Origin of the sequence: Sphingomonas sp. R-74633 (genome assembly GCF_013416555.1) — a bacterium.
Classification (GTDB): Bacteria; Pseudomonadota; Alphaproteobacteria; order Sphingomonadales; family Sphingomonadaceae; genus Sphingomonas.
This window is the reverse complement of sequence record NZ_JACCFG010000003.1, coordinates 352,857-375,529: the sequence shown is the minus strand read 5'-3', so window position 1 is coordinate 375,529 and position 22,673 is coordinate 352,857. Positions and strand designations below refer to the sequence as shown.

The 22,673-nt window shown below is 66.0% G+C and carries 15 protein-coding genes; 9 read left to right on the top strand and 6 right to left on the bottom strand.

Annotated elements, in window-relative coordinates; translation table 11 throughout:
* Positions 1 to 5 precede the first annotated feature (5 nt).
* Positions 6 to 1,304, bottom strand: a complete 1,299-nt coding sequence (locus HZY97_RS11950) for a sugar porter family MFS transporter (protein ID WP_180143829.1) — start codon at positions 1,302 to 1,304, stop codon at positions 6 to 8.
* A gap of 25 nt (positions 1,305 to 1,329) precedes the next feature.
* Positions 1,330 to 2,748: a glycoside hydrolase family 125 protein gene (locus tag HZY97_RS11945; RefSeq protein WP_373684346.1), complete on the bottom strand. Its 1,419-nt coding sequence runs from the start codon at positions 2,746 to 2,748 to the stop codon at positions 1,330 to 1,332.
* A gap of 128 nt (positions 2,749 to 2,876) precedes the next feature.
* On the opposite strand from HZY97_RS11945, the gene HZY97_RS11940 reads away from it, so the two are divergent.
* Positions 2,877 to 4,061 carry a glycoside hydrolase family 76 protein gene (locus HZY97_RS11940; protein WP_180143826.1) on the top strand — a complete coding sequence of 395 codons (1,185 nt, stop codon included), beginning with the start codon at positions 2,877 to 2,879 and terminating at the stop codon, positions 4,059 to 4,061.
* A gap of 16 nt (positions 4,062 to 4,077) precedes the next feature.
* Positions 4,078 to 4,803, top strand: a complete 726-nt coding sequence (locus tag HZY97_RS11935; RefSeq protein WP_257215017.1) for a FadR/GntR family transcriptional regulator — start codon at positions 4,078 to 4,080, stop codon at positions 4,801 to 4,803.
* A 1-nt stretch (position 4,804) separates the two neighbouring features.
* On the opposite strand, the gene HZY97_RS11930 is transcribed toward HZY97_RS11935, so the two are convergent.
* The gene (locus HZY97_RS11930; RefSeq protein ID WP_180143824.1) at positions 4,805 to 6,025 is read right to left on the bottom strand and encodes an ROK family transcriptional regulator; all 1,221 of its coding nucleotides are present in this window, start codon (positions 6,023 to 6,025) and stop codon (positions 4,805 to 4,807) included.
* Between the two features lie 355 nt (positions 6,026 to 6,380).
* Here HZY97_RS11930 and HZY97_RS11925 point away from each other — a divergent pair, with 355 nt between their 5' ends.
* From HZY97_RS11925 to HZY97_RS11900, 6 genes are all read left to right on the top strand, one after another.
* Positions 6,381 to 9,074 carry a TonB-dependent receptor gene (locus HZY97_RS11925; RefSeq protein ID WP_180143822.1) on the top strand — a complete coding sequence of 898 codons (2,694 nt, stop codon included), beginning with the start codon at positions 6,381 to 6,383 and terminating at the stop codon, positions 9,072 to 9,074.
* Positions 9,075 to 9,136: 62 nt separating this feature from the next.
* Positions 9,137 to 11,113, top strand: a complete 1,977-nt coding sequence (locus tag HZY97_RS11920; protein ID WP_257215016.1) for a glycoside hydrolase family 2 protein — start codon at positions 9,137 to 9,139, stop codon at positions 11,111 to 11,113.
* 60 nt (positions 11,114 to 11,173) lie between these two features.
* Complete coding sequence (locus tag HZY97_RS11915) at positions 11,174 to 12,688, top strand: sulfatase (protein WP_180143820.1); 1,515 nt, start codon at positions 11,174 to 11,176, stop codon at positions 12,686 to 12,688.
* On the top strand, positions 12,688 to 14,277 hold the full coding sequence (locus HZY97_RS11910; protein ID WP_180143818.1) for a sulfatase: 1,590 nt from the start codon (positions 12,688 to 12,690) through the stop codon (positions 14,275 to 14,277). The genes HZY97_RS11915 and HZY97_RS11910 overlap by 1 nt, the downstream gene beginning before the upstream one ends.
* A gap of 29 nt (positions 14,278 to 14,306) precedes the next feature.
* Positions 14,307 to 15,146: a hypothetical protein gene (locus tag HZY97_RS11905; protein ID WP_180143816.1), complete on the top strand. Its 840-nt coding sequence runs from the start codon at positions 14,307 to 14,309 to the stop codon at positions 15,144 to 15,146.
* A 276-nt stretch (positions 15,147 to 15,422) separates the two neighbouring features.
* A complete protein-coding gene (locus tag HZY97_RS11900) occupies positions 15,423 to 16,847 on the top strand; it encodes a hypothetical protein (protein WP_180143814.1) in 1,425 nt (474 codons plus the stop codon).
* A 71-nt stretch (positions 16,848 to 16,918) separates the two neighbouring features.
* Here the strand turns inward: HZY97_RS11900 and HZY97_RS11895 are convergent, their stop codons facing one another.
* Positions 16,919 to 17,884, bottom strand: coding sequence for a hypothetical protein (locus tag HZY97_RS11895; RefSeq protein ID WP_218943025.1), 966 nt, complete (start codon positions 17,882 to 17,884; stop codon positions 16,919 to 16,921).
* 298 nt (positions 17,885 to 18,182) lie between these two features.
* On the opposite strand from HZY97_RS11895, the gene HZY97_RS11890 reads away from it, so the two are divergent.
* Positions 18,183 to 18,932, top strand: a complete 750-nt coding sequence (locus tag HZY97_RS11890; protein ID WP_180143812.1) for an SDR family NAD(P)-dependent oxidoreductase — start codon at positions 18,183 to 18,185, stop codon at positions 18,930 to 18,932.
* On the opposite strand, the gene HZY97_RS11885 is transcribed toward HZY97_RS11890, so the two are convergent.
* The gene (locus HZY97_RS11885; RefSeq protein WP_180143810.1) at positions 18,929 to 19,567 is read right to left on the bottom strand and encodes a response regulator transcription factor; all 639 of its coding nucleotides are present in this window, start codon (positions 19,565 to 19,567) and stop codon (positions 18,929 to 18,931) included. The two genes, HZY97_RS11890 and HZY97_RS11885, sit on opposite strands and share 4 nt — an antisense overlap.
* Positions 19,557 to 22,664 carry a sensor histidine kinase gene (locus HZY97_RS11880; RefSeq protein ID WP_180143807.1) on the bottom strand — a complete coding sequence of 1,036 codons (3,108 nt, stop codon included), beginning with the start codon at positions 22,662 to 22,664 and terminating at the stop codon, positions 19,557 to 19,559. The genes HZY97_RS11885 and HZY97_RS11880 overlap by 11 nt, the downstream gene beginning before the upstream one ends.
* Between the last annotated feature and the right edge of the window lie 9 nt (positions 22,665 to 22,673).

The window sequence follows — 22,673 nt, the reverse complement described above, 5'->3', positions numbered from 1 at the left end:
CTTGGTCATTCGGGGATTTTCCTGTCGAGCGGCAGCCGCTTGGTCTCGGGGAAGAAGAAGGCGACGACGACGAACTGCAGCGCCATCATCGCGGCGAAGAAGGCGAAGGGCGCGCCGGCGGAATGTGCGGCGATTACCGGGAAGCCGGTGGCAATGATCGCGTCCATCAGCCAGTGCGTACCCGAGCCGAGCGCCTGGCCGCGGGCGCGGACCTCGGTCGGGAAGACCTCGGCGATGTACACCCAGATCACCGCGCCCTGCGAGAAGGCGAAGAAGGCGATGAAGCCGGCGAGGAGGTAGAGCAGCAGCTCGCGGTGCTGGCCGGTGGCCATGATTGCGGCGACGCCGGCGAGGGTGGCGGTGAGGCCGACCGCGCCGATCAGCAGCAGCGTGCGGCGGCCGAGCTTGTCGATCACCGCGAGCGCGAGGCCGGTGAAGAGCAGGTTCATCGCGCCGATCGCGATCGCCTGCTTGTCGGCCGAGACGCCGTCGAAGCCGGCCGCGGCGAAGATGTCGTTGAGATAGTAGAGGATCGCGTTGATCCCCGAGAGCTGGTTGAACATCGCGACGGTGACCGCGAGCAGGATCGGGCGCTTGTGGCGCGACCAGCTCAGGCGGGCATTGCCGCTTTCGCCCATTGCGGCCAGCGCATCGATCTCGGCCTGCGGGTCGGCGACGCCGATCGCTTCCATCACCTGCAACGCCTCGGTGCGGCGGCCCTTGAGCGCCAGCCAGCGCGGGCTTTGCGGGATCGCATAGAGCAGGGTGAGGAGCAGGGCGGCGGGGAGCGCGGTGATGCCGAACTTCACGCGCCAGTCGAAATCGCCGAGCGCCATCGTGCCGACGAGATAGTTGCTGAGATAGGCGACGAGGATGCCGAACACGATGTTGAACTGGAAGGCGCCGACCAGCGCGCCGCGCCGGGCGGGCGGGGCGATTTCGGAAAGATAGACGGGCGCGAGCACCGACGAGGCGCCGACGGCGATGCCGGCGAGGAAGCGGAAGGCGATCAGCGTTTCCCAGCTCGGCGCGAGGAAGCAGCCAAGACCCGAGAGAAGGTAGAGCCCGGCGACCCAGCGCAGGCAGGCGCGGGCGCCGTAGCGGTCACCGGGGCGCCCGGCGAAGATCGCGCCGAGGAGCGTGCCCCAGAGTGCGCTCGACACGGTGATGCCCAGGCCGGTGGCATCGAGATCGAAGGCGCGGCGCAGACCCTCGGTGGTGCCTGCGATCACGGCGGTATCGAAGCCGAACAGCAGCCCGGCCAATGCGCCGACGATTACGCCGCGCCACAAGGTCCCCGTCATGATCTATCCCCCTTCGATGCGACGTTCAGGCGAGCAGGTGCGGCTTGCGCGCGGCGAGATCGAGCATCAGCTCGCCGAACAGGCCATTCGCCCAGGCGAACCAGGGGCGGGTGAAGTTGGTCGGATCGTCCTTGTGGAAGCTCTCATGCATGAAGCCGGTGCCGGCCTCGCTCGCCTTGAGCTGGGTCAGGCAGCGGCGGATGGTCGCATCGTCATCGGCGTTGAGCGCGTGCATGATCAGCGACATCGGCCAGATCATGTCGAGTCCGACATGCGGACCGCCAATGCCTTCGGAGGCCGTGCCCTTGAAGAAGAAGGGGTTGTTCGCGCTCCAGGCGCGGGCGGCGGTGCGGCGCCAGACCGGATCGGTGCGCGGCACTGCGCCGAGATAGGCGAGACCGCACAGGCTCGGCACATTGGCGTCGTCCATGAACAGCGCGCCGCCAAACCCGTCGACTTCATAGGCCCAGATCGGCTGGCCGGCTTCGTCGCGCAGGCGGCCATATTTGAGCAGCGCGGCCGCGACCTGCGCGGCGAGTGCCTCGGCCTCGGCGGCGAGCTTCGCGTCGCCGCGCGCCTCGCGCAGCACGACCGCGACCTTGCGCAGCGCACTGACCGCGAACAGGTTCGACGGGATCAGGAAGGGCAAAGTGCAGGCATCGTCCGAGGGGCGGAAGCCCGAATGGATCAGCCCGACCTTGCGGGTGGGCGAACCCAGCCCCTTGAGCATCAGCGTCTCGGTCGGCGTGTCGGCGCGGCGCTGGAAATGATAGGGACCCGGCCCGTGGAGCCGCTGCTGGACGCGGAACGTGTCGATCGAAACGCGGACGCCCTCGGCCCATTCGCTGTCGAACGGCGCCTTGTCTTTCGTCGCGATCCAGTAGCTGTGCGCCAGTCGCATCGGATAGCAGAGGGAGTCGATCTCCCATTTCCGCTCGGCGACGCCCGGCTTCATGTCGGTCTGGTCGTGCTTGGCGGCGTCGTGGTTGGTTGCCGCGGTCGGATCGCGGGTGAAGGCGTTGGCATAGGGATCGATCAGGATGCAGCGCGCCTGGCGGCCGATCACGCCGCGGAACAGGTCGCGCAGGCCGGCGTCCTTCGGCGTCAGGTGGACATAGGGATTGATCTGCGCCGAGCTGTCGCGCAGCCACATCGCGTCGATGTCACCGGTGATGACGAAAGTGTCGGGCTTGCCGTTCAGGCTGCCCGGCGTGACCGTGGTATCGAGCGTGTTCGGGTAGCAATTCTCGAACATCCAGGCGAGCTTGGGGTCGCCGATCCGCGCCTTCACCCGCGCGATTTCCGCCTCGACCACCGGACTGGTGAAGTGGCGCGCGCTTGCGGGCGGGCGGCGGGTGTCCATCGCCGGGCGCGCGAGCACCTTCGGCGCGGCGAGCGTAACGCCCATGGCACCGGCAGCACCCATGATTTCCCTGCGGGTCATTCCTCGCATCACTCTCCCCTTCGCACCGTATCGCAGCTTTATTTTTAATGAAATTTATTTTTTGTATTGTCAGGTCGCCCTGTCAAGGCGATTTATATGTTCAATAAGTAAAAAGAGGGAGACGGAGAATGCTGCGCGCCGAGTTCTGGGCGGCAACGAGTCTATGCGCGGCGGTGCTGGCACCCGCCGTGGCGGCGCCGGACGTCGCCCATGCGCAGGCCTTCGATGCCGCGGCGAGCGCGCAGCACGCCGAGGAACTGCTCGCGGCGACGCGGAAATATCTCGGCACCGGCGACGATACCGGCCTCTATCAGGAACAATATCCGGCGCACTCACCCGACGGGAAACATGCCGATGAATGGCCCTTCTCGCAGGTCCATATCGGCGTGCTCGACCTGAGCAATGTGCCGGGGACAGGGGAACGCTACCGCGATACGCTGGCGGCGCACCGCAAGGCGCAGATGCTCTATTGGGTCTCGCGCAGCGCCACCGGCCTGCCCGGCTTCGCCTCGCGAGTCGGCCCGCCGCATGGGCGCGGCGGCGACCTCTATTATGACGACAATGACTGGGTGGGGCTCGCCGCGATCCAGCACTGGCTGCTTTACAAGGACACCGAATCGCTCGACCTGGCGAAGGCGATCTTCGCGCTGGTCAGCGCCGCCTGGGACGACAATCCGAAGCATCCCGCGCCGGGCGGGCTGTTCTGGTCGCAGCAGCCGGGCAATTCCGATCGCAACACCGTGTCGAACATGCCCGCCGCGCAATTGGGGGTACGGCTCTACCAGGCGACGGGCGACAAGGCGTATCTGGACGAAGCGCTGCGCTTCTACACCTGGACCAATAGCGCATTGCAGCGGCCGGACGGCTTGTATCTCGACCATCTCGATCTGGCGGGGAAGATCGACACCCGCATATTCAGCTACAATCAGGGCGTGCCGATCGGCGTGAACGTGTTGCTGCACGAAGCGACCGGGGATGCGAAATATCTCGCCGAGGCGAAGCGGATTGCCGAGGCGAGCTTCGATCACTTCGTCACCGGCAGGCAGCTCGATCGCCATTCGGTCCAGTTCAACGCGATCTGGTTCAAGAACCTGCTGCTGCTCGAATCGGTGACCGGCGGCACGCGCTACCGGGACGCGATACGCGACTATGCCGCACGGATGTGGCGCGAGCATCGCGATCCGAAAACCGGGCTGCTTGTGCGCCAGGACGGCCGGCATCGCGGCGAAATCCATCTGATCGACCAAGGGGCGATGCTCCAGATCCTCGCCGTGCTCGCATGGGACCCAAAAGATTATGGCAAGCTATATTGAGCCGGGAGCAGCACGCATGATGAGCCTTCCCATCACCGCGGCGGAGCATCCCGATCTCGGCCGCAACCTGACCTATGGCCTGCTCGAGCTACTCGGGCGCGGCATCGTCACCGGGCAATATCGGCTGGAGGACTTCCCCACCGAAGGCGAACTGTCGAAGCGCTTCGGCGTGAGCCGGTCGGTGACGCGCGAGGCAGTGAAGATGCTGTCGGCCAAGGGGCTGGTCGAGGGGCGGCCGAAGACCGGCACCTACGTCCTGCCCGACCAGAGCTGGAACCTGTTCGATACCGATGTGCTGCGCTGGCATGTCGACCGTGCGCCGCCGCTGCGGTTGCTGCGCGAGTTCAACGAGCTGCGCCGGGCGATCGAGCCCGAGGCGGCGGAGCTGGCGGCGATGCGGGCGGACCGCGGCGAGATCGATTCGGTAGGCGCGGCGCTGGAGCGGATGCGCGCGGCCGAGCAGGGCGGCTATGAGGATCCGTTCGCGGCGGAAGTGGCGTTCCACCTCGCGCTGCTCGATGCCTCGCGCAATCCGTTCTTCCGCCAGTTCCGCGCGATCCTCGCGGCAGTGCTGCCGGCCTCGGCGCGCTTCGTCCACCGCGTCTCTGGCCGGCCGGCGGACCTGGCCGGGCACGAAGCCGTCTATGCAGCGATCGCCGCCTATGAGCCCGATGCGGCGCGCAAGGCGATGCGCCAGCTGCTCGGGCATACGATCCGCACGCTCGAGCAGCAGCCCGAATAGGTCAGGCGACCAGCGGCTCGCCGTCGCTGGTGCCGGGCACCTTCCACAGCGCACCGGGAGTCGGCAGCAGGAAGTGGCTGAACGGCAGGATCGCCGCGCCCACCGCCGGGGCATCGTCGGACAGAGCGGCGCGCGCTACCGGGGCGACCGCGGGAAGCAGCGAAGCGGTCTCCTGCGCACGCGCGTTGACGCGTTCCGCAAGCCGATCGACCAGCGCCATCGGCAACCGCCCGCCGAGCAGGATCTGCGCCGGATTGATCAGGCAGTTCACCGCCTCGAGCGGCGCGGTGAGCCGGTCTGCTGCATCCTCGATCCAGCGATCGACACAGGCGGCGAGCGGAGCCGGCCAGTCGTTCGAGGCCGTCACGGCGTCGCGGGCGAAGCCCTGCGCCGCAAGCCGGTCGGCCAGCGCCGAGAGCGAGACGAGGTTCTGGAGGGGCTCGCGTGCCGCGCTGCCCGTGCGCATCAGCCCGATCTCGCCGCTGCGCCCGGTCGAGCCGCGGACATAGGAGCCGTCGACGACGAGCCCGCCGCCCAGGCCCGCGGAGATCAGCAAATAGAAGAAGTTGCTGTACTTCTGGCCGTGCCCGAGCTGCATCTCGCCCATCGCGGCGGCGGCGGCGTCGTTCTCGGTGAAGATCGGCAACTCGAAGGGCTCGGCGAACAGATCGGTGAGGTTGGCGCTTTCCCAGCTCGAATAAGCTTCGGGCCGGCCGGGCAGCTCGATCTTGCCGAGATCGTCGGGCATCGCGATGCCCAGGCCGACGACGCTCTCGATCGATACGCCGGCGCGGCGCAGCATTGTCTTGATCGACTGGCGATAGAGCGCGCGCACGTCCTGCGGCAGCGCATAGGCCATTTCGCGCGAGACACGGGCCAGCGTCTCGCCGGCGAAATTGACCAGCACGATGGTGATGTGGTCGCGGTCGATATTGACGCCGATCGAGTGGCAGGCGCCGCGGCGGACGACGAGCTTGGTCGGCGGCTGGCCGCGGCCGCCGAGGCGCCGTCCGGCCTCCTCGATCAGCCCGTCCTGGAGCAGGCGCTTGGTGATGTTGGCGATCGCCGGTGCGGTGAGGCCGGTGATCGCGGCCAGCTCGACGCGGGTGAGCGAGCCCGACACGCGGATCGCGTGCAGCGTGACGCGCTGGTTATGATCGGCGGCCCGCTCGAGATTGGTGCCCGACAGGCGAGGGCGATCGCGATGTGCGGCGCTCGTCATGCGAAGAAGGATTCCTTGGTTGCCCTGCGAAGCGGCGAACAGCGGTTGAACGGGAAAGTCGGCGACTTACTAGCCAATCGGGGTTGCTGGCGCCAGTGCGCGACGGACCGGTTTGGTGCTGTATGGGCCCATTTCAAGCCTTTTTGTCTTACGAATTCGGACGTCGATTCGTGATCGCAACGGATCAAGATGTTGATATGAAATGACAAAATCCACCCTCCCGAATCGTTGACAGCCTCTGATTTATCTTATAAACCTCATTAAATAATACAAACTTATTTAATAAGTAGGTCATTCCGCTTGGGGGCGGGCAGCCTCGCAAGGGCTGGAAAACATGGCCTAACGGGGAGAGGAAATGTCGAAGGTTCTTATTCGCGCGAGCGCGTTGTTCGCGGCATCGTCGCTGGCTCTGGCAGTCAATATCGCGCATGCGCAGGACGCTCAGGAGACGCCCAGCGCAGAGAAGCAGCGCGAGGAAAACATCATCGTCACCGGCACGCGCGGCTCGCTCGAAAATGCCGAGCGGTTCAAGCGCGATAACGATGTGCTGGTCGACGGCATCAGCGCCGACGACATCGGCGCGCTGCCCGATGAATCGATCGCGGACTCGCTGGTCCGCATCCCCGGCCTGACCGCGAATGACGACGAGAACGGCTTCAGCGAAGTCTCGGTCCGCGGCCTCGGCCCCGATCTCGCCAACACCACTTATAACGGGCGCATCCTGCCCTCGACCCGGCTCGACAGCCGCCGCCTCGACCTGGGCGACCTGCCGACCGAGGGCGTGGCGCGCGCCTATGTGCAGAAGACTTCGGACGCCGGCACGATCGAAGGCGGCCTGGGCGGCACGATCGGGCTGGAATCGGTCCACCCGCTCGAGACTCGCCGCCGCGGCCTCACGCTGGTCGCACGCGTGACGACCGACGACGTCGCCCAGGCGCTCGACGGTGTCTATGGCTTCCAGCCCTGGGGCTATCGCACCGAGGCAAGCTATGTCGGCAAGATCACCGACAATTTCGGCATTGCCGCGAGCTATGCACATGTGAAGCAGACCAATGCGGCGCCTTCGACCCAGCTGGTCAATCCGCGCACGCGCACGGGGCTTGATGCCGACAAGGACGGGCAGCTCGACATCGTCGCGGGCAATGCCGGCATCAACATGGGCGCGGGTACGCAGGTACGCGATTCGGTGATCGCGACCGCGCAGTGGCGCCCGATCTCGTCGCTCACCGCGACGCTTGACGGCTATTATATCTCGAACGGTGGCCAGAGCTCGCCGATCAACTTCATTGCGACGTCCAACGACACCGTCGCCACCGCACCGACCACCATTGTGTCGCAGGACAGCCTGGTCCGCCGGTATGTGGGCTCCACCACGCTCTATCAGGAGACGGTCAATGTCTCCGAGCAGAAGAGCCAGCAGATCCAGGGCGGTTTCAACCTGAAATGGGATAATGGCGGCCCGCTGCAGGCGGCGTTCGACATCTCCTGGGCGCGGGCGAAAGTGAGCGGGCACAATGCCAGCGCGGTCATCAAGACGCGGCCGACCAACTATCCGAAGCCTACCGCCGCGACCCAGATCCGCCCGTTCGGCTACGACACGACCGATCCGCACAACATCGTCTTCGATTTCGGCACCCAGCTGCCGACCGATTACATGCTGACCGAGATCGACGAGAATAACCCGTATCTGACCGATACGGCCAAGGCGGCGCGGCTCGATTTCAAATATGACCGCGCGATCGGCTTCATCGGATCGATGGAGTTCGGCCTGCGCGCCGATCGCCGCGTGAAGGACAACACGCCGGACGGCAACGCCTATACATTCGGCGGCCTCGCCACCAATCCGGCGCTCGACGCGGGCTATCTGATCAGCCGGCCGTTCCCGCTGCAGAATGCGGCGCAGTGGCTGGGCGGCGCGAGTGCGGGCACGGTGCCGATCTTCGACCTGCTCAAGCTGCGCGCGTTCGAGACCAGCCCGGCTGCGGTCTACAATACGCAGCGCGTGAACGACGTGCGCGGTGACTCGACTGTCAGCGAAGACACTTACGCGGCCTATTACCAGGCGAACATCGATGCCGGTCCGCTCAAGGGCAATATCGGCCTGCGCTGGTTCAAGACCAATGCGACGATCGACGGCTTCGCGCTCGCCAATGCCACTGCCGTGGCGGTCGCTCAGGAGGTCAAGCACAGCTATGATTTCTGGCTGCCGTCGCTGAACCTGCGCTATGCGCTCAGCAACGACCTGTTCCTGCGCCTGGGCCTGAGCAAGACCGTGTCGCGCCCGATCTTCTCGGCAGTGCGCATCGGATCGGCGATCGACTTCACCACGATCGTGGCGGGCAGCACCGTCACCCGCGGCAATCCGGACCTGAAGCCGTACACGTCGAAGAACGCCGATCTCAGCCTGGAATGGTATCCGAACAAGGCGACGTCGTTTGCGGTCCAGGGCTTCTACAAGCAGGTCAATAACTTCATCACCAACGACCTGATCGACGGCGAGCTGGAGACCCCCAGCGGCTCGACGATCCCGGTGATGTTCAACACCAGCGTCAACGATCCGACGGTGCGCCATTTCTACGGCGTCGAGGTTATCGCGCGGCGCGATTTCGACTTCCTGCCGGGCATCCTCAGCAATCTGGGCGTGCGTTTCGACTATGCGCACAACTGGACGGATGCGAACCAGGACTATCAGACCGTCAATGGCGGCCGGATTTTCCTGACGCCGAACAACTTCACCAAGGAAACGGTGAACGGCCAGCTCTATTATTCGTCGCGCGGCTTCGACCTGCGCTTCGCGTACCGCTATTACTCGCCGTACATGCGCGAGAATTCGAACGGCTATCAGAGCCGTCCGGGCGGCACGCTCGACGTGACGACCAGCGTCACGCTGGCGCGCGGCTTCCGTCTGATTGGCTCGGTGCGCAACCTGACCAAGTCGAACATCTACTCGACCCAGGTCGATGCCCGTTTCCCGGACGCCTACGGCATCCCGCGCAACGTGCTCTATTCGGGCCGTCAGTTGACCGTCGGCGTGCGCGCCCAGTTCTGATCTGAGAAAATTGGAGGCGAGCCAGCGGTGTCGGCTCGCCTTTCGAATGTGGAGTTGATGCGTTGAACCGAGCCCTGTTGGGAAGCGCCGCGGCGCTGATCGCCCTTGTCGCCGCCCAACCGGGCCTGGCCCAGCGCGCGCCGGCCAAGCCGGCGGCGCCCGGCCATGTCTATACCAGCGACCTGATGACTCGCTGGGGCAAGACGGTGACCCCCGACAATGCCTGGCGCAGCTATCCGCGCCCGCAGATGAAGCGGACCAAGTGGCTCAATCTCAATGGCCAATGGGATTATGCGATCCGGCCCAAGGCGGATGCGCGGCCGAACGCGATGGACGGCAAGATCCTGGTGCCGTTCGCAGTGGAATCGAAGCTTTCGGGCGTGGCGAAGCATGTCGGCCCCGAGGACCGCATCTGGTATCGCCGCAGCTTCAACCTGCCCGCCGACTGGAAGGGGCAGGACGTGCTGCTCCACTTCGGCGCGGTCGATTATGAAGCGCAGGTCTTCGTCAACGGCGCGCTGGTCGGCGCGCATCGCGGCGGCTCGGATACGTTCGAGTTCGACATTTCGGATTATCTGAAGCCGGGCGCGAATGCCCTCGAAGTGCAGGTGCTCGATCCGACGTCGGACGGACCGCAGCCGCGCGGCAAGCAGCAGCTCAACCCGAAGAGCATCTGGTACACGCCGGTAAGCGGCATCTGGCAGACGGTGTGGCTGGAGCCGGTGCCCAAGCTTCGCGTCCAGGACATGAAGATCACGCCCGACATCGACAAGGGCGTGCTCGCGGTGAACGTCGCGCTCAATCGCAGCGCCGCGGATGACGACGCAGTGCGCATCACGGCGTCGAGCAAGGGCAAGGCCGTGGCGAGCGTGATCGCGCGTGCCAATCGCCCGGCCGAACTGGCGATCCCGAACGCGCATCTCTGGTCGCCCGACGATCCCTTCCTCTACGACCTCAAGGTCGAGCTGGTGAAGGTGCAAAACCCCTATAAGCAGCCCGAAGGCGCGAAGGGCGCGAACCGCGAACGCTGGCAGGAGCTGCAGACGCCCGCGGAGAGCGCGCGCTATGCTTCGGCGAGCGTGACGGGCACGGCCAGCGACACGGTCGACGGCTATTTCGCGATGCGCAAAAGCTCGATCGGCCCCGGCAAGATCGCCGGCCAGCCGCAGATGCTGCTCAACAACAAGGTGGTCTTCCAGAACGGCACGCTCGACCAGGGCTGGTGGCCGGACGGGCTGCTGACGCCGCCGTCCGAAGAGGCGATCCGCTGGGAGATCGGCTATCTCAAGAGCGCCGGCTTCAACATGCTGCGCAAGCACATCAAGGTGGAGCCCGCCCAATATTATTACGAGGCGGATCGCCAGGGCATATTGATCTGGCAGGACATGCCTTCGGGCGAGGAGGACGATCTCCACGACCAGTTCCTGCGCGAGAAGTCGCAATACGAAGTGACGATGCCGCAGGATGTGACCAACGAGTTCGAATATGAGCTCACCCGGATGGTCGCCGATCTGCGCAACCATCCCTCGATCGTCACCTGGGTGGTGAACAATGAGGGTTGGGGGCAGTACGCCTCGATCCGCCTCGCCAAGATGGTCAAGGAGCTCGACCCGAGCCGCGTGGTCAACAAGGTGAGCGGCTGGCTCGACACCGGCGACGCGGGTTCGGACCTGTTCGACATCCACACCTATGAAGACGTGCCGCGCGTGCCGGCAGCGAACAGCAAGCGCGCGATCGTGATCGGCGAGTTCGGCGGGATCGGCCTGCCGATCGAAGGGCATCTGTGGTTCGGCGGCGACAAGCGCAGCTGGGGCTATCAGGGCGCCAAGGACGCGGCCGACTACGAGGCGCGCTATCGCCGGAAATATGCCGAGGTGATCCGCCAGGCCAAGGAAGTCGGGCTGAGCGCCGCGGTCTACACGCAGACGACCGACGTCGAAGGCGAGATCAACGGCCTGCTCACCTATGACCGCGAAGTGAGCAAATTGCCGGCGGAAACCTTTAAAAAGATCCACGCCCCGCTTTTTGACAAAGATTAGCGACAAGTCGGGGCTAGCAACGACCCCGACAGCGAAAACAAAGGCTTAGGGAGCAGAGTAATGGCACGCGTGCGAGGATTCGGCAGGACTGCGGAGCTGCTTGGGGCAACCGCCCTGGCATTGGGCGGTGCGGCCGTGACGACGGGCGCGGCGCATGCGCAATCTGCGCCCGCCAAGGGTGCGCAGCGGCCGGACATCGTGCTGTTCGTCGCCGACGATCTCAGCCGCGAGGATGTCGGCGCCTATGGCAGCCCCGACGCCCGCACGCCGAACATGGATGCGATGGCGAAGGAAGGGATGCGCTTCAATTGGGCGTTCGCTTCCTCGCCGACCTGCACCGTGTCGCGTTCGTCGATCCTGACCGGCGACTATCCGATCCGCCACGGCGCTTTCTCGAACCACAGCGCGGTCCATGACGGCATCCAGACGCTGCCGATGTACCTGAAGAAGCTCGGCTACCGGGTGGTGATCGCGGGCAAGACCGATTTTGGCGAGCGCCGCAACTTCCCCTTCGAATATCTCTCCACTTCGGTGGTGGGGAAGGGGCTGAACGGCAAGCTGCAGACCGGCGAAGTCGACAAGCTGCTCGCCAGCCGCGACCGCAAGCAGCCGATCGCGATCATCGTGGCGAGCTTCGCCTCGCACGTGCCGTGGCCCGACAATCAGGGCTATGATGCGAAGAAGCTGACGATCCCGCCCTATCTCTACGACACGCCCGAGCTGCGCGATGCGCGCACGCGCTACCTGACCAAGGTGACGCTGGCCGACACCGAGCTGGGCGAAGTCCGCAAGTCGATGGCCAAATACGGCGATCCGAAGAACACGTTGTTCCTCTTCACTGCCGATCAGGGCGCGCAATTCCCCTTCGCCAAGTGGAATCTTTACGACGCAGGCATCGCCACCCCGCTGCTCGCGGTATGGCCGGGTCACATCCAGGCGGGGAAGAGCAGCGATGCCTTGGTCTCGCTCGTCGATCTGTTGCCGACCTTCGAGGAAGTCGCCGGCGGCCCCGCGCCGCAGGGCGTCGACGGCAAGAGCCTGGTGCCGCTGCTTACCGGCAAGGCATCGAGCATCCGCGACGAAGTCTATGCCGCGCACACCGGCGACGGCACCAACATCGCGCCGATGCGCACGATCCGCACCAGCAAGTACAAGCTGATCGTCAATTACCACCCGGAGATCGAGGTCAGGAACGCGATCACCGAGAACACCCAGAAGCGCGACAACACCTATTGGCTGTCCTGGCTGGAAGCCGCGAAGAGCGATCCCAAGGCGAAGGCTGTCGTCGATCATTTCCAGCATCGCCCGGCGGTCGAGTTCTTCGACATCCAGAAGGACCCCTATGAGCTGCACAATCTGGCGGGCCAGCCCGGCACCGCGGCGATCGAGAAGGATCTGCGCGGCAAGCTCGAGAAATGGATGGTCAGCCAGGGCGAGGACCTGAACCACATCGTCATGCCGGCGGACGCGACCAAGGGGCATTTCCCCTATGGCCAAGTGTCGGACGAGGCGGAAGCGCAGCGCAAGGGGAACGGCAAGCGCCGGCCGGGCGCCAAGCAAGAGGATAGCGAGTGATGCGTAAGCGCGAATTTCTGACCAGCAGCTTCCTGGCCACCGTCGCGGCGGCGATGCCCGCCCAGGCAGCGAACGCCAAGCCGGCGCTGCCCGCCGGTGCCAAGCGGCTCAATGTGCTGATCATCACCTGCGATGACATGGACATCTCGGCGCCCGGCTACATGGGCAACAAGCATGGGCTGACGCCGAACCTCGACAAGCTCGCCGCGCGCTCGCACGTGTTCGAGGCCTGCCGCGGCGCCGCGCCGATCTGCATGCCTTCGCGCGAAGCGTTCATGAGCGGCCTCGTGCCCCACCGCAACGGCCCCGGCGGCTTCGATCCGATGTACGAAGGCACGCCTTCGCTCTGCTCGATCCTCACCAAGGCGGGCTGGTATAGTGCTGCGAGCCACAAGCTCGAGCATATGCAGCCGCGCAGCTCCTTCCCGTGGGACGACATGCTGGGCGGCGGCGATCGCAACGTCCTGTCGCACGCCGCGGAGATCAACCGCGCGACCGCCAATGCCAAGGCGAAGGGCGCGCCGTTCTTCATCAACTGCAATATCAACGATCCGCACCGGCCCTTCTACGGCAGCCCCGGCGGGCTGAAGAAGGACAACAACAACCAGGGCCCGTTCAAGATTCCGCGCGAGCTGGGTCCGGACGATGTCGATGTGCCGCCGTTCCTCGAGGACCTGCCCGACATCCGCCGCGAGATCTCGCAATATTGGAACAGCATCCAGCGCATGGACATCGCGGTCGGCGAGATCCTCAAGGCGCTCAAGGCCAGCGGCGAGGAAGCCAACACGATCGTGCTGTTCTGCAACGATCACGGCATGCCTTTCCCCTTCTCCAAGGCCAGCGGCTATGACCATGGCACGCGCGTGCCGGTGATCCTCGGCTATCCCGGCATGGGCAAGCCGCAGCGCTTCAAGGACCTGTGCTGCAATGTCGACATCATGCCGACGATCCTCGAGCTCGTCGGCATGCCGGTGCCCAAGGGGATCGACGGCAAGTCGTGGCTCCCGCGGATGCGCGGCGAGAAGGTTGCCGCACCCGAGTTCATCGTCACATATGTGAACGGCGTGTCGAACGGCTCGCTGTTCCCGGTGCGGACGATCCAGGACCATCGCTATTCGCTGATCTACCAGATCTGGGCGGATAGCGGCCGCAAATTCTCGGTCGATTCGCTGACCGGCCTCACCTTCAAGGCGATGGTCCAGGCCGGGCAGAGCGATCCGAAGATCGCCGAGCGCGCGCGGCAATGCGCTTATGGCGTGCCGATCTCGTTTTTCGACCGCGAAGTCGATCCCGGCCAGCGCAACAACCTGATCAACGATCCCGCGCAGCAGGCCCGGATCGCGCATATGCGCGACGCGCTGCTCGCCGAGATGGTGCGCACCAAGGATCCGCAGCTCGACAATGTCCGCACGATGATCGCGGGCGGCAAGCCGGTGGTGGTGCAGACCGGGCGCAAGGGCGCGGGCGAAGGCGAGGGCGCGGAAGGCGCGGCGCCGTCGGCCGAGGCCCCCGCCGCCGCGTCCGAGCCGGCCCCGGCCGGCCGCCGCCGTCGCCGCCGCCGTCGCGGAGGCGGCGCGCAGGAGGAATAGTCCGTCATCCGCGTTTGAGGATCCGTAATATGCGTCACGCCGCCCTACCGCTGCTGCTCGCCGCCCTGCTGACCGCGCCCGCCGCCTGGGCACAGGACAAGCCGGACGGCGCAATCACCGTCACCGGCAAGCAGCAGCCGCCGGTCAAGCAGGCCGAGCGCTTCGTGCGCCAGGTCGTGGCGATGGACACCGGGCAACTGGCGCGCTTCATCGAGCCGGTCTGCCCGCTCGTGCTCGGGGTGCCGGCGTCAAAGGCCGAGGCGATCGCCGACCGCCTGCGCCGGGATGCCGAGGGCGCGAAGGTGCGGCTGGGTGCCGAAAAGTGCGAGCCCAATCTCGTCGTGGTGATCGCCGCCGATGCCGATGGCTTCATCGCAATGATGCGCAAGCGCCATTCGACCTTCTTCGACGATCTCCAGGACGTCGATCTGCGCGATGCGTTTCGCGCCGGGCCGGTCCACGCCTGGCGGCTGATCGAGGAGCGCGACGAGGATGGCGCGCCCAAGACGGCGCTGAGCGACAGTCATTCGAGCTCGGTATTCGGCCAGCCGACCCAGACCGCGACGGTCAATGCGGTCGTGGTGCTCGACAAGAAAGTCGTGCTCGACAAGACGATCGCGCAGATCGCCGACTATGTCGCGATGCGCACGCTTGCTGGCGCGCATCCGCCGGAGAATGGCAATGCGGTCGATACGATCCTGACGCTGTTCGACCCCGACGCGACTGCGCCCAAGGAACTCACCAGCATGGACGCCCGGCTGCTCGCCGGCCTCTATGCGATCGACGGCACCGGCTATGCGACCGGTCAGGCGCACCAGATTGCGCGCGACATGGCCAAGCCGGGCGAAGCACCGAAGCTTCCGAACTGACACGCGGCGGACGGCGAAAGCCGGCGTTGCGAGGCAGTTCGGCAGGGAGATCAGGGCTGAAATGCAGGGCCGTCCTGCCGCCACGTCGCTGCGATCTTGCAGCGCGAATGTCAGCCATGTCCGCAGCTATTAAATAAAATAAATTTCATTATTATCATTGAGATATATGATAAATTGTATCAATCATTGCGCGGGCAGCGCGCCTCGCACGGCAAAGCCGGCGGGGCCGACGGATGAGAATGGCAGTGCTGCCCATCAACGCATGGGAGAGATGCAATGCGGATGAAGAAGCAGTATTTGCTTGGCCTCGTGGCGCTGACGGCGCTCGCGGCGGGCGCGACGGCGTGGCAGGCCGGAAATCAGGGACAATCGGAAAACAGCGCGGGCTCGGTGGTCGTGCCGCTCGCCGCACCGGCCGGGACCACCTCTGCGAATACACAGGCCGGCGGGGTCACTCCGCTGCTGGCGACCGATTACCAGGCAGTGGCCAAGACCTTCCTGACCAAGGTCCACAATGCCTTTATCAAGACGACCAGCACGCCGAATTCGAGCGTGATGATGTATGCCAATGTGCTGAACTATCAGCCGGGCCCCGATAATTACGTCAAGGGCAGCGACGTCGCCTATCTCTGGACCGAGGATAACATGGTCCGCGCGCTCTATTGGGGTGCCCGGCTCGATTCGGCGACGTACAAGCCGCTGCTGCTGAGCGCGGTCGACCAGCTCGACTGGTATTGGAACCCGAACTGCGCGGGCAGCGCGCCGGGCGCGACCCCCGGCGGCTATGGCGTGCGCCACGGCCAGCCATGCTATTATGACGACAACGCGCTGCTCGGCGGCAACATGCTCAACGTCTATCTCGACGTGTCGCTGACCCAGTCGGTGTCGGACAATGCGTTCAAGGCGCTGGGCTATGTCGACAACAACCAGAACAGCCACAATGGCGTGTCGCAGAAGCCGGGCGATCCCGATTGGTCGACCGCCTTCTACATGAGCCCGGTCACCCGCGTCGGCGCGGCCTATTCCCGCTGGGCGGCGCGCTTCCCGAACAAGCCGGCGGCGCCCGGCCGCCTGACCTGGGGCACCGACATGTTCAACCAGGTCAATCTGGCGAGCATGGACCTGCTCGCCCCCTCCGGCCTGTTCCGCGGCGGCGCGACCTGCAACACTGCGGGCCAGCCCTTTGTCTGCGATTCGGGCAATTCGGGCGTGCTCGCCGGCAACTCGACCGGCGTGGCTGCGCTGGCGCTGGCGATCCACAAGAACAATCCGAGCGAGACTGCCAAGCTCGCTTATGCCCAGAGCATGATGAACACCGTGCTCGCGCACAGCGCCTGGTTCCCCAGCAGCGGCGGAATCAAGCAGAACGCACCGACCGGCGGCTATGCGACCATCGACCTGCTCTGCCAGCTCTATCTGCTCGACAATGACGTGACCTGGTACAATTCGGCGAAGAGCCTGGTCGACTTCCTGATCGCCTCGAACAAGGACCGCTATGGCTGGTACGCCAATGGCGTGCCGGGCGACGGCGACACCGGCGAGACCGATGGCGATCCGAGCGGCCTGGCCGGCACCTGGGCGGAAGACCGCACCGGCAACACCCGCCCGGCGGATACCCAGGCGCGACTGATCACCCAGGCAGCCGCAGCGGCCGCGCTGCTCCAGTTCGCCTATATCGACAAGATCAAGAACGGCGGCTGACGCCGTGGGGAGCCATGCCGGCCGGTTCCCGGCATGGCTCCTCTTCTCTCAAATAAGGCCGTGCCACCGATTCAGTAGAAGGCGGGCGGATCGCTCGCGGGGAAGCTTTCGTCGAGTGCCTCGTCCAGTTCCCCCTCCCGCGGGTCCGGCGATCGCCCGGCAAGCCAGAGCGCGAGATTGCGCACATAGGTCCGGATCGAGGCCTGCGCTTCCGTAGAATGGGCGAGCGCGCTCCCCGGCAATTCGCTGACGAAGCTCGGGCAGCCTTTGTCCAGGTCCCAATTATAGTCGGTGAAGTGGTGGAAGGTCGATTCCGCGATCGCCGGTCCATCCGCCGGCGACGGTTCGAAGGCCACCGCGAGGTTGAACTGCCGTCCGCTCACCTTGCTCACGCCCGTCGCGATCACGCGCGCGCTGGGATCGCCGGCCGGGGCATCGACCGCGCCTTCATGCGGATGGGCAGGCAGATAGCGGACCAGCCCGTCCGGGGCCTCCCGGTCGCGCAGCACCGGATGCGGCGGATCGATAACCGTCACCTGCTGGAAGTCACCGTTCGCGCCCGAATGATAGTTGGGCCAGAGGATGTCGCTGGTCTCACGATCGTCGATCACGCGCCGGCTGGGATCGGGATCGAGGTGGCTGCTGTGAAAGAAATGCGCGGCGCCGACGCCGCCCAGCGTGCAGACCGAGCAGCCCAGGTCCATATGGTCCCGCGTCACCAGCAGCCCGCGGCCCTTCTCGCGGAAGCGGCCGATTGCGGCACAATCCTCCGGGTCGAGTCCGTCGCCGGTATCGACGGCGAACAGCCAGAGCTCGTCGAAATCGGAGCGATCGATCGTGGAAAGCACGGGATCGGGGCCGCCCGGCGCGACGCGGTCGCGCGCGGTCACTTCGCAGAGCGGCGTGCCGTCTTCACCGGCCAGCCCGGCGAGATAATCGCGCAGCATCGAGAAGCGGCTGATGTTCCAGTCGTCGGCGATGGTCGGGATCGTCGTCTGGAGCAGGATGCGGATCGGCGACGGCATAAACTTCTCCATGGGCGCTAGAAGAGCCGGACAGGTGGGACGCTCGACTGCCATTTCGTTGGCCGCAGGGTGAAATCGGAAAAACCCCTGCGTTCATCATCCCTGTCGCGTCCGATTAACACGGCCCTCCAAGCTGCTCCAGCGCATCGTCCGGAGCCTGGCCCGCTTCTGCCGTGGCCGCGTGGGGCCCGCATCTGCGCGGGGGGAGGGCGCGGCCCCTACTTTGGACGATGCGGAGCTGAACCAAGGGACAGGTGACGCGCCGCACCCGCAGCGACCATCTCCGGGTAAACGCATTTTCGGAGGAACTATGACCCTGCTTACCGGCAAGACTGCAATGATCACGGGAGGCACCAGCGGCATCGGGCTCGCGATCGCCAGGCTCTTTGCGACGGAAGGGGCGCAGGTGATCGTCTCGGGCCGCCGCGAAGAGGCGGCAAAGCAAGCGGTGCTAGAGATCGGCGGCGCCGCCGCCTATGTCCTGGGCGACGTCGCCGATCCCGACTTCCATGCCTGGGCGGCGGACGACATCGCCGAGCGGTTCGGCGGTCTCGACATCTATGTCGCCAATGCCGGGGTCAACACGATCCGCCACTCTGCCGATGTACCCGAGGCGGAATATGACGCGCAGTTCGCCACCAACACGCGCGGCGTGTTCATCGGCGTCCAGAAATTCGCCCCGATCCTGCGCGACAATGGCGCTATCGTGATCACCGGCTCGCTCGCCAGCGAGAAGGTGCTCGACGGTCATGCCGTATATGCCGGTTCCAAGGCGGCGATCGGCGCCTTCGCGCGTAGCTGGGCGCTGGAACTCAAGGACCGGGGCATTCGGGTCAACCTGCTGAGCCCGGGGCCGACCGATACCGAGATACTCGGCAAGCTCGGCGTCACGCCCGAGCAGCGCCCTGCCTTCGAGGCGCAGATGGCGGCAGCGATCCCGCTCGGCCGGCTGGGCCGGCCCGAGGAACTGGCCAGCGCGGCGCTGTTCCTCGCCTCCGACATGAGCAGCTTTGTCACGGGCGTGAACCTGCGCGTCGATGGCGGGATGGCGCTGCTCTAGAGCTCGATGATTCCGCGGCGCGCGGCGACCGTCACTGCGTGGGTGCGGTCGCTCACGTCGAGTTTGGCGAAGACGTTCTTGAGATGCGCCTTCACCGTCTCCTCCGAGAGCGACATGGCGTGCGCGATCTCCTTGTTCGCCTTGCCCTCGGCGACGAGGCGCAGCACGGCAATCTCGCGCTCGCTCAGATTGTCGTCGGCAATGTGCAGCGCGATTTCGGTGGCGACTTCGCCGTGGACATGGCGGCGGCCGCGATGGACGTTGTGGATCGCATCGAGCATCTCGGTGCGCAGGCTGCTCTTGAGCAGATAGCCGGTCGCGCCGGCCTTCAACGCGCGCACCGCCTGCACATCGCCGGCATAGGTGGTGAGGACGAGGATGCGCGCATCGGGAAATTCGCCGCGGATCGCGATGATCGCATCGACGCCGTTCATCACCGGCATCTGCAAATCCATCAGCGTCACGTCGGGGCGCAGCTCGCGGAAGCGGGTAACTGCCTCGGCGCCGTCCCGCGCCTCGCCGATCACCACCATGTCGGTGCGGTCCTCGAGAATCGAGGTGACGCCTTCGCGAAGCACCGGATGATCGTCGACGATCAGGATTCGGACGGGCGTTGCGCCCTTCTCAGCCGACATGGCTTGGATCTTTCTTGTTGCGGGAAAGCCGGGAGAGGAAGCGCCAACGCCGGCCCGGCGCATGATCGGCAAAGGCGAGGCGGGCGGGCAGGGTCATCGTCACGGCGCAGCCCATGCCCGGGCGGCTGTCGATCGAGAAGCTGCAGCCGATCCGCTCGGCGCGCTCGCGCATCCCGATCAGCCCGAAATGGCCGGGCTTGTGGCCCTGCGCGAGCACCTCGGGCGGCATGCCCACCCCGTCGTCGCGAATCTCGACACCGAGCTGGCGATTGCCGAAGCGGAGGATGATCTCGACGGCGCTGGCATGGGCATGGCGGCAGATGTTGAACAATGCCTCGTCGACGATGCGGCCGAGCTCGACTGCGACGAGCGGATCGACCGGGCGCTGGCGGCCTTCCACGACGATGCGCACGCCGATCGCGGCATCGAAACCGGCCGCGACCGCGCGCTCGCGCAGCAGTTCGGGTAGATCACCCTTGTCATCGACACCGCGCAGGTCCTGCACGCGGTTTCGCCCCTCTGCGATGATGTCGTCGGCGCGGGCCAGGGCTGATTCGAGCTGGCCGCGCGCCGGGCCTTCCGGCGGCATCTTGTTGGCGACCGACTGGAAGCGGAGCACCAGCCCCTGCACGCTTTGCAGCAGCGTGTCGTGCAGCTCGCGGGCGATACGCTCGCGCTCGCCCATCCGCTCCTCGAGCCGTGTCCGGATCCTGCCCGCGACCTGCGCCACCCGCAGCCGATAGGCGAGCCAGAGCAGCGCCAGCACCAAAGCTGCGCAGAGCGCGATGAAGTAGCGCGACTGGACGAAGGTGGGCGGAATGGTGAACTCCACCGTGGCGCCGGCCTCGTTCCACACCCCATTGTCGTTCGCCGCGATCAGCTGGAAGCGGTAGGTGCCGGGCGCGAGGTTGGTATAAAAGGCCTGGCGCCGCGTGCCGGCCTCGACCCAATCGGTATCCTGACCCTCGATACGGTAACGTACGCGCGCAACGCGGGGGTTGGAGAAGCTCAGCACTGCAAAGTCGATCTGGATGTTCGAGCGGCCGGCGGGCAGCGTGACATTGGTGGGATCGCGATAGACCTTGTCGGCGACAAGCGCGCCCACTGCGACGTGCGGCGGGGTGTGGCTGCGCCGCACATCGGCCGGATCGAGCCACAGCGTGCCGGTCTGGGTGGCGATCCACAGCCGGCCGTCGCCGCCTTGCACGATCGCATTGCGGCTGTGCGAATGGGGCCGGCTCCTCAGGCCGTCGGCGGCGGCGAACACGTCCATCGGCGGCGACCAGGCCGGGTCGGCGAAGGCGCGGTCGAGATCGGCGGTGCGCAGGCGCGCTATGCCACCGGGGCTCGCCAGCCAGGTGTCGCCCGTCGGGCTGCGCACCATGCCGTTGATACCGCTGAACAGCGGCACCCGCTGCGCGGAGATGGTCCGGAAGCGGTCTCCCTCCAGCCGCGCGAGGCCATATTTGCCGGCAGTGAGCAGCTTGCCCGGCGCCTCGGGATAGAGCGAGATGTCGTCGGGCTCATATCGGCCGAACGGGATGGCAAGCGACTGGCGGGACAGGCCATCGAGCCGGCTCAGCACGCGGTCGCTCCAATGAACGAAGACACGGCCTTGCGCGTCCGCCACCATCGAGCGTGGCGCGAAGGGGCGGCCCGGCTGGCCGGCGATCCATTGCCATTTCCCGGCATGAAGTCGCGCCATCCCGCCCATCCAGGCGGTAACCCAGAAATCGCCGCGCCCGTCGAATGCGCAGTCATAGACGATGTACTTCAGCGGGATGTGTGGGCCGGGGCGTAGCTGGCCGTTCCGCCAGATCATGATCGGCTTGCCGCGGTTGGCGCCATCCTCCTTGGTCAGGCTGATCCAGATCGCACCGTCGGGCGCCTCGCACAGCGTGCGCGGTTCGTTGTCGGGACTGCGGAAGATCGGCTCGGGCGGCGCGTTCGGCCGCACCCGATAGACGGTCCTGGCCTCTCCGATATAGACGCTGCCGTCGGACGCGCGCAGCAGCAGGTCGCCGAACGCGGCTGGCTGGGCGAGCTGCGGCTCGTAACGCAGGGTCGCCGGCCAGAACCGGTCGAGTCCGTTTTCGGTCCCCGCCCAGACATTGCCTTCCGCATCCTGGAAGATCCGGGTCGTGGCATTGGACGACAGCCCGTCCCGCGCGGTGAAATGCTCTACCCGCGCCGCCGCCTCGGCCGGCGTAGCAGCACCGCGCGGGTCGGGCCGGGTGACGCGCTGCAGCCCGTCATAATAAGTGGCGATCCAGAGATTTCCCTCGCGATCGAAGCGCGGCCACCCGCGAATCTCGGTGGGGTCGGTTGCATAGGGGTAGCGAAGTGGGGGCGGGCTGCCCTGCGCGCCCGGGCCGGTCAGCGGATAGCTGCCGTGCGCGTCGCTGATCCACACGCGTTCCTGCGGATCCAGCGATAGCCGCCCCTGCGCGCCCGGATCGCGGTGGAGGAACTCGAATTTGCTGGCGCCGGGACGCAGCCGGGCGACCGCACCGGTCAGGGCGAAGCTGATCCAGGGCGTGCCGTCGGCGGTGACGACCATGCTGAACGGATTATCGACCGGCGCACCCGCCTCCACGCCGAAAGATGTCCAGCGGCCATTTCGATAGCGCAGCAATGGCAGGCCCAATTTCTCGGTCAGCACCCAGATCGTGCCGTCGGCCGCCTCCTGCATCGCGAGCACCCGATCAGGCGAGGGAGGTGCATCGAGGAAGCGCAACCGGCCGTCGCGGTAGACGGCGAAGCGGCCCGTATGTTCGAAATTGGTCCATACCTCGCCATTGCGGCGGACGAGGATCGCCGAGGGCGCGCCCTCCGCAACAAGGTCGATGCCGGTGCTCACCGGCTCGAAGCGAATGCCGTCGAAGCGGAACAACCCCGCTGCGGCACCAACCCACAGATATCCGCGCTGGTCCTGCGCCAGCGCGAACACCGGCCGCGGCGCGTCGATCTCCTCGCTCCAGCGCTGGTGCGTGTAGTGCGCCATCAGCCGGGTCGAGCCGGTACCAGAGCCCGCCGCGGTCACGGCAAGCGGCTGCAGCAGCAGCGCCGCGGCGAGAAGGACCCTGATCAGTTGCATCGTCGTTCC